The organism is Micromonospora sp. KC606 (genome assembly GCF_004348675.1).
Classification (GTDB): Bacteria; Actinomycetota; Actinomycetes; order Mycobacteriales; family Micromonosporaceae; genus Micromonospora.
On the sequence record NZ_SMKN01000002.1, the window covers coordinates 58,797 to 71,978 of the forward strand.

Annotated in this window: 11 protein-coding genes; 9 read left to right on the plus strand and 2 right to left on the minus strand. The window is 66.9% G+C overall.

Annotated features, from left to right (window positions below; translation table 11 throughout):
* Positions 1–3: 3 nt before the first annotated feature.
* The 7 genes from E1193_RS01235 (at position 4) to E1193_RS01265 (ending at position 8,296) form a co-directional block, all read left to right on the plus strand.
* Entirely contained in the window at positions 4–1,275 is a 1,272-nt protein-coding gene (locus E1193_RS01235) for a beta-ketoacyl synthase N-terminal-like domain-containing protein (protein WP_132179341.1), read from the plus strand.
* Positions 1,276–1,287: 12 nt separating this feature from the next.
* The gene (locus E1193_RS01240; protein WP_165945572.1) at positions 1,288–2,301 is read left to right on the plus strand and encodes a class I SAM-dependent methyltransferase; all 1,014 of its coding nucleotides are present in this window, start codon (positions 1,288–1,290) and stop codon (positions 2,299–2,301) included.
* Positions 2,302–2,393: 92 nt separating this feature from the next.
* Entirely contained in the window at positions 2,394–3,341 is a 948-nt protein-coding gene (locus E1193_RS01245; RefSeq protein ID WP_165945573.1) for an NAD(P)-dependent oxidoreductase, read from the plus strand.
* Between the two features lie 256 nt (positions 3,342–3,597).
* Positions 3,598–5,313: an FAD/NAD(P)-binding protein gene (locus E1193_RS01250; protein ID WP_132179347.1), complete on the plus strand. Its 1,716-nt coding sequence runs from the start codon at positions 3,598–3,600 to the stop codon at positions 5,311–5,313.
* Positions 5,314–5,382: 69 nt separating this feature from the next.
* Positions 5,383–6,579 (plus strand): glycosyltransferase, encoded by a 1,197-nt coding sequence (locus tag E1193_RS01255; protein ID WP_132179349.1) that lies wholly within the window; start codon positions 5,383–5,385, stop codon positions 6,577–6,579.
* Positions 6,576–7,547, plus strand: coding sequence for a DUF1702 family protein (locus E1193_RS01260; RefSeq protein WP_132179351.1), 972 nt, complete (start codon positions 6,576–6,578; stop codon positions 7,545–7,547). Before E1193_RS01255 ends, E1193_RS01260 begins: the two co-directional genes overlap by 4 nt.
* A gap of 167 nt (positions 7,548–7,714) precedes the next feature.
* A complete protein-coding gene (locus E1193_RS01265) occupies positions 7,715–8,296 on the plus strand; it encodes a response regulator transcription factor (RefSeq protein WP_132179353.1) in 582 nt (193 codons plus the stop codon).
* 268 nt (positions 8,297–8,564) lie between these two features.
* On the opposite strand, the gene E1193_RS01270 is transcribed toward E1193_RS01265, so the two are convergent.
* Both E1193_RS01270 and E1193_RS01275 read right to left on the minus strand, forming a co-directional pair.
* Positions 8,565–9,941 carry an NDP-hexose 2,3-dehydratase family protein gene (locus tag E1193_RS01270; protein WP_165945574.1) on the minus strand — a complete coding sequence of 459 codons (1,377 nt, stop codon included), beginning with the start codon at positions 9,939–9,941 and terminating at the stop codon, positions 8,565–8,567.
* Between the two features lie 4 nt (positions 9,942–9,945).
* On the minus strand, positions 9,946–11,154 hold the full coding sequence (locus E1193_RS01275) for a class I SAM-dependent methyltransferase (protein ID WP_132179357.1): 1,209 nt from the start codon (positions 11,152–11,154) through the stop codon (positions 9,946–9,948).
* 330 nt (positions 11,155–11,484) lie between these two features.
* Here E1193_RS01275 and E1193_RS01280 point away from each other — a divergent pair, with 330 nt between their 5' ends.
* Together E1193_RS01280 and E1193_RS01290 are read left to right on the plus strand one after the other, a co-directional pair.
* Positions 11,485–12,171, plus strand: a complete 687-nt coding sequence (locus tag E1193_RS01280; protein ID WP_132179359.1) for a hypothetical protein — start codon at positions 11,485–11,487, stop codon at positions 12,169–12,171.
* A gap of 589 nt (positions 12,172–12,760) precedes the next feature.
* Positions 12,761–13,165, plus strand: a complete 405-nt coding sequence (locus tag E1193_RS01290) for a DUF3224 domain-containing protein (RefSeq protein ID WP_132179361.1) — start codon at positions 12,761–12,763, stop codon at positions 13,163–13,165.
* The last annotated feature ends 17 nt before the right edge of the window (positions 13,166–13,182 follow it).

The following is a 13,182-nucleotide window of genomic DNA, read 5'->3' on the forward strand; positions in this document are numbered from 1 at the left end:
CTGATGACCAGGCAAGTGGTAATCACGGGGCTCGGCGTCGTCAGCGCCGCCGGCATCGGAATTGATAGCACGTGGCGGACGATCGAAAAGGCACCGCCTTGCGCTGAGGTCGTCGAGCTACCCTCCGCACGCGAAGAGGATCGTAAGTTCAAGGTTTTCGTCGCCCCGGACTATCGGATCGCCGACATCACCGAGACCTACGTCGACGGCGCTCAGCTCGAGCGCGAAGGCATAGACCAGCAACGCGACATCAAACATCTTGTCGCAGCCACCGGACTCGCGATCGACGACGCTGGTCTGCGATCGACCTCAGATCTCGACCTACGCGAGATCGGACTCGTGGTCGCCGACGAACACCCGGGCGTCGAGCGCCTGGCACGCACCTTGTACGGGTCAGTCGCCGACGTCACCACCACACCGCTGCATCCCGGCTACGGTGACCTGTCGGAACAGATCTTTGCGCTGAACACGTTCCTCGCCCCCTACCTCGTTGCTCGAGCGCTCCACATTGGCGGTGAGTGTGCTTTTGTCAACTCTGCGTGCGCGTCAGGTCTCACCGCGATCGACAACGCGGCCACACAGATACGGCTCGGCCGCAGCCCGCTTGCCATTGCGGCAGCCTCTGATGACCCACTCAGCTCAGGCAAGTTCCGATGGTTCGCCGACATGCACCTCTACGCGACCGATGGGGTTCCTCGGCCGTTCGACACGGCGACGTCGGGCACCGTCTTCGGCGACGGCGGCGCTGCGGTCGTCCTCGAAGACGAGGAGCACGCGCGACGCCGGGGCGCCCGGATCTACGGCCGCCTACTCGGCGCCGGGTTCACGCAGGACGGGTGGCGCATCAGCGCGCCCAACCCCGCGAGCGCCAACCAGGCGCGTTCCATCCGGCGAGCGCTCCACGAGGCAGAGATCGACGCGGAAAGCATCGACGCCATCGTTCCCCACGGCACCGGCATATCGATGATCGACAACTACGAGATCAGAACGATCCGCGAGCTGTGGCCGGACCGGCGCAAGCAACCGGTGTGCCTGCCGCTCAAGCCGTTCGTCGGTCACAATCTCGGTGGTTCGTCGTTGCTGGAGACGGCCCTGCTGCTCAAGGCGATGAAGGAACGGCGCGTTCCTGCGGTCCGCGCCACCGAGCCGGCTGTCGTGCCGGCTCACGGCCTCGACCTCCCGACCACATGGTCTTCGAAGGTCATTCGGCACGCCGTCAAGACCGCCGTCGGTTTCGGCGGGTTCTACGGGGCGATCGTCCTGGAGTCGATGTAGATGTGGAATGAAATGGCCGACCAGACGCATGTCAACGCGGGTTCCGTGGACGCCTTCGTCGACGAGCCCTACCTCGACACGTGCGTTCGCGCCTGGGAGGTCACGACCGAACTCGCACAGTCGATCCTCGAAGCGCTCGACCTCGGCGCCGTCGACCCTACCGATGAGCATCGGATGCACTGCGTCGACTGGCTTCGCCGGGCCGCCACCTACCGGATGCCTTCCCAGCCCTCGCGACTGGCTGACTCGTCGGCGGAAGCCCTCGCACCGACGGTCGACCTCCTGCGCCATGCCGCCAGCGCGTACCCCCGATTCCTTGACGGCACCGCCTCCGGTCAGTCGATTCTTCTGTCTGGCGAGGGCATGCGGCTGTGGAACGGCTACTTCCAGTCACGCAACTGTCTGTACGAACCTCTCAACGCCGCTGCGGCGGCCACGGTCAACCGCATCCTTCGTACGGGAAACGGCACACGGATTCTCGAAGTCGGCGCCGGAACCGGCGGCGCGACCGCCCACCTGCTCGCGGAGTGGCCCAACGACCTCTCCGGCGCTTTCGACTACACCGTCACTGACACGAGCGCCAGCCTCTTGGTGAGCACCCGGCGGGCGCACGGGGAGCGAGCCCCGTCCAACGTTCGCCTCAGGTTCCGACGATTCGACTTCGACCTCGTCGACGACCAGGGACTGGTCCCGAGGAGCTTCGACCTCGTGCTCGCTGTCAACGCGTTGCACAACGCCGTCGATCTCCCCTCGACCCTGCGCAACCTTCGATCGCTGCTGCGACCGGGCGGCACCCTGGTGCTCAGCGAATCGCTGTGCGCCGCCGGCGACCTCGTGCACCAGGAGTTCATCTTCAATCTCCTACCGATGCCGGCCGACGCCTATTCACGCGGAAGCCGTTTCTACGCTGAGGCAGGATGGCGGGCCCACTTCGACGCTGCCGGAATCGCCGCGGAAATCCAGGTCAACGCGGTGGGACCGGAGCTGGTGATGGTGGCCGTCGCCCCCGCGGAGGCTGAGCCGTGAGCCTCCAACAGAGCCGCCGGGTCCGCTGGCCCCAAGGTGGCGTACCTCGCGCCCTTGCCATGGGAGCAGTGCCGTCGAAGCGCCCTGTGCGTGTGTTGCTCACCGGAGCAACCGGCTACCTCGGCCGTTGGGTCGCCGAGGGGTTCGCCGCACTTGGCGACGATGTCACGACCTTCTCCGGGCGACAGCTCGCCGAACCGTCGGTGGAAACGGCCCGAGTTCTGCGGGAGGCGACGGCCAAGGCCGACGTCGTCTGCCATCTGGCCGCCGCGACGCCGCTCCAGCCCGGCCCGCCGAACGGCGCTGCCTACGCGCAGGGCATCGTCGACGCGACGCACCTGCTTCTCGACGCGGCCGCCGCAACGAGCCGGTGCCATGTCGTGTTCGCATCAACCGCAATGATCACCGGTCTGAACGGAGCGAGGACCAGGTCGGAGTCCGAAAGGGTGGCCTACGCTGAGTCGAAGCTGGTCGCCGAGCAACTCGTCGAGCGCTACAGCGCCCAGGCGAGCCCGGCCATCTCGTTGAGGTTGAACACACTCAGCGGACCGCGAATCCAGCCCGACCGTGGCGTCGTCGCCGCGGCGCTACGCGCCGCTCACGAAAGCCGGCCCTTTCCCGTGTACGGCAGAGGATCATCAGGCCGCGACTATCTGCATGTCCTCGATGCTGCGCGCGCGGTTATCTCCGCTGCACGCCGGCCGACCGCCCGCTACCAGGCCATCGAGATCGGCAGCGGCCAGCTGGCCACAATCGAAGCCATCGTCGCGGCCGTGGAACGCGTGACCCGGCGCCGCGTGCTGCGCCGGTACCTGCCCGACCGCGCCGATGTCGACGAGCGACCCGCGTGTGACCTGCGTCCGGCCCGAGAAGCGCTCGGCTGGACGCCGACCCGATCCCAGCTCGCGACGATCGTCAGCGACCAGTGGGCCGAGCAGCAGGCCCCGGGCACGTTCGCGGCGCGCCTCGTCTGGGACCTTGACGCGTCCGGTCGGCCGCTGACGATCATCCCGCCGCACGGGGACCAGGGGTCCGCATGACGCCGCGAGGCAGCGGGCTGCACGCCGCCGTTCCCGGCCCGTGCTCGTTGGCGCCGGCATCACGCCGCTTGGTGCCGCGCTGGATTTCGCCTACGAAGCGTGGTCGGTCGCCTACGAAACGGCGCTCGAGGTCATCGCGCCATCCAGGCATTCGTCAGGGCCGCCGCGGCCTGGTCACCTCCGTCGGCGTGTGCCTGCTTCGCCGCGGCCACGAGTCGCCCGACCAGCCCCGACATTCGCGAGCAGGAGACTGACAATGACGAACGCGCGCTCCGCCTCGCCAGCGCCGGACAACACCATGCAGGCATTTGACCTGATCGTCGTTGGCGGTGGCATCGCTGGGCTGTCGGCCGCCTACTACTGGATCACGGACGTCGACCGAGACGCACGAATTTTGATCATCGAGCAGAGTGCGCGGATCGGCGGCCCAGCAATCCAGCACGCCTTCGAGGTCGACGGTCGGAGGCTGATCTCGCCGGGCGGCGCTCAGGACCTCACCTTCCCCTCCGCCTTCGCCCCCGCGGTGAAATCCGCCTTGTCCAAGCTCGGCGTCGACACCGATCGTTTCTACTCCGACTCGGCACCAGCGCATTACATCGAGCGGGGCGCCGGTGGCCACGGATTCGCCTTCGCGGCGTCGGTTTGGGGGCGAAGCCACCTGGTCGCCGACGACCAGGCGGCCGCCGCTGACTTCGCCGCTGCACCCATCGCGCGTCGGGCGAGACCAGAGGTGGCTGCTCTGGTCAGCCAACCGACTGACTGGCTCAAGGGCAGGACCGATGACGAGAAGCTCGCCGAGCTACGAAGCCGGAGCTGTGACCAACTGCTTCGAGACTTCGCCTCGCTCGACGACGACACGCATCGATTCTTGCGATACAGCACGTCTGCGCAGTCGGGCATGACTTTCGACCAGCACCCTGCCCTCGACGCCGCGCTCGTCGGCTACATGGGCTTGAACGGGCTCGGTATCCGCGCGGCCGGCGACCCCTGGGAGGGGTTGACCCAAACCGGCGCAAGGTTCTTTCCGCACATGGACCCGCCAATATTCCGGTTCCCAGACGGCAACGCAACCATCGCTCGGGCGATCGCGCACCACCTCATCCCCGACCTGTTCGGCGCCACCACCGTCGACGACCGGCTCACGGCCGTCATGTCCATCGACGCGCTCGACCGGCCAGGTAGCCAGGTCCAGATCCGCCTCAACTCCAAGGCCACCAACCTTCGACATGACGGATCCGGCAACGTCGTTGTCGATGTCGAGCACCCTGGCGAAGGCACGAACACGTACCGGGGGCGAGCCGCGATCGTCGCCGCCCCCGCGTTCGCCGCGGCGCGGCTCGTCCCAGAGCTCGAGCGAGACCAGCAGGCGACTGCTGCCTCTCTCGGCCGGTACCCAATCGTGTCCGCCTCCATCGCCTTTCGGAACTGGCGCGCCTGGCAGTCGCTCGGTATCTCTCGCATCTCCTGGCCCGGCCACCCCACCTGGCAGATCGCTGGACTGGAGTTCCCAGTCACCATCGGAGCCTCCGCCCCGTCGCAGTCGCCCGACAACCCGACGACTGCGACCGCGCTCGGATCACTCACCGCGGCGGGCATGACGCCCGCCGCCGGCGCAGCCGCTGGCCGTCGCCGGCTTGCCGCGGCCGCAGCACGCCGCGAGATCGCCTCGGAACTGCGGAACCTCCTGACTGATGCCCTCGCTCCCGGTGGATTCGATGCCGAACGCGACATCGCCGAAGCCCGGATCGAGATCTGGCCGCACGGCTACGCCCGCTACAGCACCTCGCGCGATCGCCCAGGCGACGGCGACGCCGCGACCGAGGCACGACGTCAGCTCGCTGCCGGCGTAGGACGGATCGCCATCGCCGGCGTCGACGTCATCGACCATCCCTTCCTCGATGGCGCCATGGAGTCCGCCCATCTCGCAGTTTCACATCTCGCGGCCCGCTTCTCCCACCTCGTGGCCCCTTAGGCGGCCGACGAAGCGGCCAGTAGCTCACTACCGTCCACAACACAACTCATCACGGAGGTCCGACCCGCTATGAAGCTTCTCTTCTGCAGTCTGCCCGCACACGATCACCTGCTTGAGCTGATCCCCGTCGCCGAAGCCGCCAAGCGCTGCGGCCACGACGTCGCAATTGCCGTGTCGGAGCGCTTCGCCGCAACCGTCGAGGCGCTCGGCATCGAGCACATCACCGCCGGGCCGGACTGGGTCGGCGCCTTCATCGACGACCTCGACGGCGACGTCCTCCCCGAAGATATGGAGGACTTCACGCAGACCTTCCTGGCCGAGCTGTTCTGCGGCGACGCTGCGATCGCGATGGGCAACGACGTCGCCAAAGCGATCGAGGACTGGAATCCAGACATCGTGCTGCGCGACACGGGTGAACTGGGCGGATATCTCGCTGCCGAGCGAGCAGGCCTGCCCCACGTTACCGTCGGGGTCCTCGACTTCAACGGCATGATGCTCGGCAAAGGCGTCGTCGCCGCGCTCGACCTGCGCCGCCAGGAGTTCGGGCTGCCGTCGGACCCCGACGGTCGACGGCAGTACGCCTACGGCCACATCAACATGCTTGCACCGGACTTCGCACCGGAAGAGCTTGAGCTGCCCAACGTGTTCACTGTCCGAGTGGACGGAGTCCGCCGCGGCGACGTGCTCCCGGCGTGGGTCGGCGAACTCGTCGACGACGAACGCCCGCTCATCTACGCCAGTTTCGGCACCGCCGCGTCGACGATTCCCTCCTACGGGCCGCCACTGGCGAAGGTGATCGCCGGCATGGGCGGCGTCGACGCCAACGTCATCGTCTCAACCGGCAAGGGCCTCGACTGGCATGGGAAGGAGATCATGGGCGGGGTCCCGGTCCCCGAGAACGTGCGCGTCGTCGAGTGGGTGCCCCAGGCGTTGCTCATGCGCTCCATCGACATGTTGCTCACGCACGCGGGCCCGGCCACTGCGCGTCAGGCGATCGTCAACGGCGTTCCAGTCGTCGCGGTTCCGCTCCTCTTCGACGCGTTTGAGATTGCCAACCGCTTCGAGCAACACGGCATGGGCGTGCAGTTGGACTGGACGAGCTTCACCCCTGAAGATGTCGCGACCGCGGCGACCACCGTCCTCAACGACCCGAAGTACAAGCGGGCGGCGCGCCGGCTGCAAGCCCGGACGCTGACCGTGCCGCCGATCGACGACGCCGCGATCAAGTTCCTTGAGCGGATCCACGCCGCAAATCCGCGCCGATGATCACCGTCGTCGATCGCCTGCGGTCGCGCCTGGTGGCCCGCATGAGGCTCACCGACAGAAGGCTCGACCGCAGGATCTCACTGTTCGCCCCGGCAGATGACGCCGACCTGATCACAGCCATCGGCCGCGAGTTCGCTCACGGCTTCAACGACTCGCTGCGGACGTTCGACGCGGCAGCAGTCACCGCTGAGCTCGATTCACTGAATGATGCCTACCTCGCGCCCTTCTACGTCGAGGGAGCGGCTATGGCGTTCGCCGCGGGCCGAACTGTTTACCCGAGCAAAGCCCGCACGGCGCATCGGGTCCTCCTCACGGATCTGCCGGGCCACAAGTATTTGATCTTCGCTGGTTGGGGATGGTGGTACGCCGTTCGGCCCTTCGGCGCCCTCGCGATCAGACGAAGTCCCGTCTGGCGACAGGACAGCCTGTTTGCCGCACTCAGCATCGACGGGATGGCGTTCGCGACGTGCTTCCTCAAGGCCAGACCACCGCGCTTCGACGTTCCTTGCCCCTTCCCCAACCCGGAGTTCGAGGCGCTGTGGCTGCAGGGTTACGGCCGAGCGCTCTGGTTCGTCGCCAGCGGCCATCCCGAGGTCTTCCGCGACCAGCACGAACGCCTGGACCCCCAACGAAGACCGGAACTTAGCGCCGGACTCGGTCTGGCGACCGCGTTCGCGGGGATGCGTCGTCTGCGTACCCTGCCCGAAGCGCCATCGGGCAGCGAGATCGAGCGACGTGCCTTCCTTCAAGGCCTGGCGTTCGGCTTGACCGCGCGTCGAGAGGCATCACCAGACAGCTTCCGTCGGTGGATCGACCAACTCGATCGGCCCAGCGCCAGCTGGGTCGCCGCGGCCACCGACCGGTGTTTACAGCCGCCCGAGCGAGCCGCGTCAAGTCCCGACGGTGGCTACGTGGCCTGGCAGCGACAGATCCGGAGCGAACTCCCACTCCCCGAGCGACCAGCATGACCAAACCAAGACGCGTGTGCGCTATCCGAGACCCCATTCCGGCCTACCGACAAGGAATCGCGCGCGAACTTCACGCCGCCGGCTACGAAACTGCCGAGCCGGGCGACTGCTCTGCCTGGGTTCAGCGCTTTCGCCACGCAGCTCACCCTGCCGAGTGCCACCTCGCGGTGCTCCTCTCCATCCGGAGCGAAGCCGACGCCGAAGCCCTTGCGTCGCTCCGCGCATATGACGACCAGGTCGCGCTCCTCGCGCTGCTCGTAGACCCCACTGTTGACAACTATCGCCAGGCGCTCCAGGCCGGCGCCTGGGGGGTTGTTGACTACGCCGCATCCCCCGAGGAGATCGTGGCGGCGCTCGAAGCGACGTGGGCCGGCGTTGTCCGGCTTCCCAGAGCCATCGCCGTCGACCTTCTCAGCCGACCCGGAAGGACCAACGCGGCCCCTCCGGTGGGTGAGTCCGACGTCATGCGCCTCGCCGCCCTCGCCAACGGATGGAGCGTCGAACGCCTCGCCAGCCACGAAAACTTCTCGACACGGGCGATGTTCCGGCGCCTGCAGGAGCTGTACCGCACGCTGGGCGTGTCGAACCGGCATGAGGCCGTCGTCGTCGCCGCTCGATGGGGCCTCCTCGACGGGTCCCTGGACGCCCTGCGACAGCGCGCGGTTGTCAACGGACGTCGAAGGATGGTCCCCCCGCGACGGCACCCCCCCGAAGACGGTGCTGACCGCGCTCGGCCCGGTGCGGCGTGACAGCCTTCGGATCCGCAACGGCAGATGCGAGCCGCAGTTGATTCTCCAAAGCATGAACGCCGGCTCAAGGAAGGGACCTCGGCCGCGCAGATGCTGCGGCCGGCAGGTAACGCTGGCCTCGGCCGGCAACGCTGGCGGGGCCGCGCGCACGCCCCAAGCGGCCTCCCAGAACTGTCGTTGTGGCCGAAGGGCACCGCGTCTCGCCGGGTGTCACGGGCCGAGCGAATTTAGTCCGCGCATCGGACAGCAGTTCGTGCGCCCGCAGTAGTTACTTTGGCTTCGACAGCGGCTCGCCGACGACCGCGCCGAGCAGGCACACCAGGGCGCTGCGCGCCTGCATGTTGACCTGGTGACTGTGGACGAGCATTCCGACGACCTCGCTTACGGGGCACCAACGAAAGCCCTCCGGCGCGTCGCGGCCGTCGATCAGCGCGACAACATGCCGACAGCGGCTATGCAGGAACCGCCCGCCCTCGTCGGAGAGCACCGCGTCGAACAGGACCGCCTCCGCCGGGCTGTCGAGGAGGAGCGCCAGCAGCTCCGCCTCCGCGACGGATCGTGGTGGGTCGCCGCCCGCGATCTGGATGGTCGGGCCCAACTCGACGTCGTCGACGAGGCCCGGCTCGGGACAGGCTTGCATGAGCAGATTGAGCTGACCATCACGGTCTGAAACAGCAAGACCCACCACACCGAGATCAACCGGCCGGATCATCGGCTGACACCAACCGTCGACCTCGCGTCCCGCCGCTTCGACGCTGACGGCGACAACCTCGAAGCCGGTTCCGTCGTCGCGCTTGAGCGCATCGGTGGTCCGTCGCCAGCCGACCAGGCCTGGCAAGGCGACGCTGATGGAAACGGACGATCGCCTGGTGCGCTGTGCCGAGAGCCAGCGCGCCAGCGGCCGAAGGTCGCAGGTGGTGGACCCGGCCAACGTTCGGGCGAGCGACGGCAGCCGCGCCCCAGCGGTCACGAACTCGTCGGGCAGCGTCCATGGCGCACAAGCGAGAACGGCCCGGGTGTCGGCGTGCACAAGGTCATCGTCATGGAGCAACGCCATCAGATCGGCGAGTTCGATCCAGCGAAAGCCCTCGATCGGCTCGAATTGCGGCGTCCGTACGATCATCACGCGATTTCGCTTCTTCCAGAAGACACCGCCGTGCTCGGACTGTCGCGAATCGACGATGACGTCGGCTGTCGCGGCATCGAAGAGTTCGAGGTATGGGACAGCGCGACCTCCGTGCGCACGTTCTTGGTTGCTCCGAGTCGCCTGCACGGTCGGCGACAGCTGAACGCCGTTGATGTTGCCGGGCTCAGCCTTCGCCTGGGCAAGTGCCGCGTAGCCGCGGCTGGACGGTGTCACCGCAATTCCCAACAGGCCGATCTCCGGCTGGTCGACCATTGGCTGCATCCACGATCGTTGGCCGTCCACCGTACGTACGCCGTGGCCTCGAATGGCGAAGAACCTGCCGCTCCGATGCGTGAAGGCAGGTTCCCCGGCGCTGGTGTTCCAGCCCGGGACGGCGTCGAGTGGGAGCCTGGACGGATGCGCGTATCGAGTGCGGCCGAGCGCCTCGCGCCAGTGTCGAATTTCGTCGAGTAGCGTCGGGTCAGCATGCGACTCGATGAGGTGCGACGGGGCGCGCACGGTGCTAGCCAATCCGCACGTCCGGCACGTAACGGATCCATCGGCCGCCTCGGTCGACGAACTGCCGCTCCTTGGCGATGATTTCGTCGGCGTGATTCCAGGCGAAGAGCAGGAAAGTGTCCGGATAGTCGGCGAGATCGGTCGGGAACGGCTCGACCGGGATGTGTGAGCCGGGAGTTATGCGGCCCTGCTTCTCAGGCGTGGTGTCGTAGACGACAGGAAGAAGCTCCGGCCCTATGCCGCAGTAGTTCAGGATCGTCGCGCTCTTCGCGGTCGCGGCGTATCCGGCGACGCTTCGACCGGATCGGCACTCCTCGACGAGCACATCTCGCAGCCGGGCTCGGCGGTCAGCGACCTCTGCCGCGAACGCTTCGAGTCGAGCCGGACTGTGCGTTCCCTCCCGATCTTCTCTGGCGACCAGCGCAGCAACGTCAGGCGACGGAGGTCGGCCATCACGAGCGAGGGTGTACCGCAGCTCTCCGCCATGGACCTCAAGGTGCTCGACGTCCACCAGCGCGAAACCGTGCAGCTCCGCGATCCGCGCGACCGCGGTGGCCGAGAACAGGTAGAAATGCTCATCGTAGATCTGGTCATACGAGCCGAGGCGAAGGACGTCGCCGAGGTAGGGGTCTTCGAAAACGACGATGCCGTCGTCAGCCAACAGCGTCTCCAGCCCTTCGAAGACGCCATGGAGATCCGGGATATGGCACATGGTGTTGGCCGCGTAGACGATGTCGGCCGGGCCGAACTCGTCCCGGGTTTTGGCAGCTGTGGTTGCGTCGAACCACTCCGCCCGAGCGTTGACCTTTCGGGAGAGAGCTTCGCCGACCATGTTGGCTGCCGGATCGATGCCAAGGTGTCGAATGCCGCGATTGGCGATCGAGGCGAGCATGGTGCCGTCGTTGCTGCCGATCTCGACGACGAAGGGGTCTGGCGATTTCAGCCCGGCAACGAGGCGGTCGGCAGTCGCGGCGAAGTGTGACGACATCCGCACCGACGATGAAGTGCGGAACGGATACCCATCGTGGAACATCCGCTCGACCGGCCCCGGGTCGGCAAGCTGAACGACTTTGCAACCGCGGCAGACCACTGCCTTCAGATGAAGCCAGAACTCGTCTGAGGAATCGTCGGGGTTTCGGAATGCGTCTGACAGCGGTTGCGGGCCGAGGTCCAGGAACTGCGTCACCGCGTCGCCACAGGCTCTGCAAGACATGTAGCGGATGCTAGGCGCTCATGGCCGTCGCAGCCCGCCGTCTGGCGTGGATTTCACACACAGCGGCGTAGTCGTGTCGGTGGGCGTCGCAGCTGCGCCACGATTTGTGGCGTAGCCGTCTGATTGCCTGGCGTAACTTGCCGGTGTCCGGCTGCGCGCCGTGCTCTTAGTGTTGTGGGAGACGGGAGAGCCTCCGGCTGCTCGATCTTTCTGATCGGCAGGCGCCGTCGTCCTTAATTGGACTGATGTCACCAGATCTCCATGATGGTGACTCGCAGGAAAGGTCAGGAAACTCGCACGGTCAAGTCGACTCGCAGAAAGGTGAACCAAATGATCAAGATTGGTGACATGCTCCTGGAGGAGCTCGGGAGGGATCTCCCCGGCGAGATCGCCGACCCAGTCGCTGCCCTGCGTGGCCGCGCGGGCCAGGTGCTCGAGGTCATGACGCCGCGGCGAACCTTCACCGATGGCAGCCGCGGCTACCACGCGATCGCGCAGACGACGATCGAGGTCGTCGTCGGCAAGGACCCCTACGACGCAAGCGCGCCGCGAGAGCGGTTCGAGTTCCCGGAAGCACCCTGCCACATCCAGCTCCACGACCCGGTGCTCACGCTCAACGGCGCCCTTCGGCTCGACCTCGAGATCAAGCAGTACCGGACCGAGGCGACCAGCCGTGTGCTGTTCCCCGGGGAGAAGGTGGCCCTCGGCATCGGCCGGTCGTTCGACGTCAGCCTGCCGCCGTCGCTCGGCCGCCTGGAGATTCCGCTGGGGACCGACTTCGCCGCCGGCGACACGGTGCGTAGCCACCAGATGATTTACCTCGCCGTCGAGACGCCGATCGGCACGCTGCACAACCCGGACGCGGCGCACATGTTCGCGACCATCAACAAGGTCCCGCCGGTCGGCTTCAGCTACCTGCAGGAGGGCCTCGTGCCGATGGCGAACGCCAACAAGGAGGTCGTCGCGATCAAGGTGTTCACCGAGACCGCTCTGCACTCGGTGATCACGGCCGACTGACCCGACACCGGGCCGAGGTTCGCCCGGCGCTGCCGTCGCAGCTCGCTCCTTGAGCTGCGACGGCAGGTTCGTCGCCACTCGTCGGTTCGCTCAACATGTCGACCGTCGTCAAAGCAAGGCGAGAAGGACAGGAGAGCTGGTAGCTCGAATGCGTTACAAACTTACTAGTCGTCTCATGACTCTACCGTGCCTACTTGCTCTTCTTCCATTTTCCTCCCTCATGACGGCGTCTGAATCCGCCGCAGCCAGCGCACCGGCCCGTTTGACCGCCACGCCGAGCGCCGACAAGATCCGCCGAGCGGAAGCTAACGTGTCGAGCGGGCGACGCGCGCTGCAGTTGCGGTTCGCTGGGGTCGCCGGCCTCGCCCCGGCCACAGCGCCGACATCGAGCGCCATGTCGGAAGGCACGCCCAGGCCGCCTGTCACGCCGGGGCCGCCTGTCACGCCGGGGCCGCCGGGCACGCCAAGGCCGCCTGTCACACCTGGGCCGCCCGTCACGCCAGGGCCGCCCGGCAAGCCCAAGCCGTCTGTCACACCCAGCCCGTCCGGACCGTCCACCTTTGCGAGCGGCACCGTGCGGCCGGTTTACGTGGACTTCTACGAAGTCGCCAACACGCCAACCGGCCACTCGATCTGGCGGATGGCCTACGGCATCGAGTACTCGGGCGGGCTCGCCGGAAAGACTCAGGACACCGAGTTCCAGATCTTGGACCCCGGCGGCTACGGCAGCATCGACAGCGCCGGCGCCTTTGTCGGCCGCCTCGACGGATTCGAGGGCGGCTTCATGTTCGAGTCGGAAGGCGTGCAGAACGCCGACGGGTCGTTCGTGATGAACTTCGACATCGTGCCAGGTACAGGCCATGGTGGACTTACGGGTTTGGCCGGCCGCGGGCAAGTGGTCGCTACCCGTGAACACTGCCGGCCGGAAGACACGCCTGACACGTGTGAAACGCTGGTGTCGTATACCCTTGCGTACAGTCTTCCGAGGGCGTAAGAATTAGCACGCATCTA

What these genes read in the sequence shown, in the direction of transcription:
- E1193_RS01235 (WP_132179341.1), top strand. Translation starts at nt 4, where the DNA reads ATGACCAGGCAAGTGGTAATCACGGGGCTCGGCGTCGTCAGCGCCGCC.
- E1193_RS01240 (WP_165945572.1), top strand. Translation starts at nt 1,288, where the DNA reads ATGGCCGACCAGACGCATGTCAACGCGGGTTCCGTGGACGCCTTCGTC.
- E1193_RS01250 (WP_132179347.1), top strand. Translation starts at nt 3,598, where the DNA reads ATGACGAACGCGCGCTCCGCCTCGCCAGCGCCGGACAACACCATGCAG.
- E1193_RS01255 (WP_132179349.1), top strand. Translation starts at nt 5,383, where the DNA reads ATGAAGCTTCTCTTCTGCAGTCTGCCCGCACACGATCACCTGCTTGAG.
- E1193_RS01260 (WP_132179351.1), top strand. Translation starts at nt 6,576, where the DNA reads ATGATCACCGTCGTCGATCGCCTGCGGTCGCGCCTGGTGGCCCGCATG.
- E1193_RS01275 (WP_132179357.1), bottom strand. Translation starts at nt 11,154, where the DNA reads ATGTCTTGCAGAGCCTGTGGCGACGCGGTGACGCAGTTCCTGGACCTC.
- E1193_RS01280 (WP_132179359.1), top strand. Translation starts at nt 11,485, where the DNA reads ATGATCAAGATTGGTGACATGCTCCTGGAGGAGCTCGGGAGGGATCTC.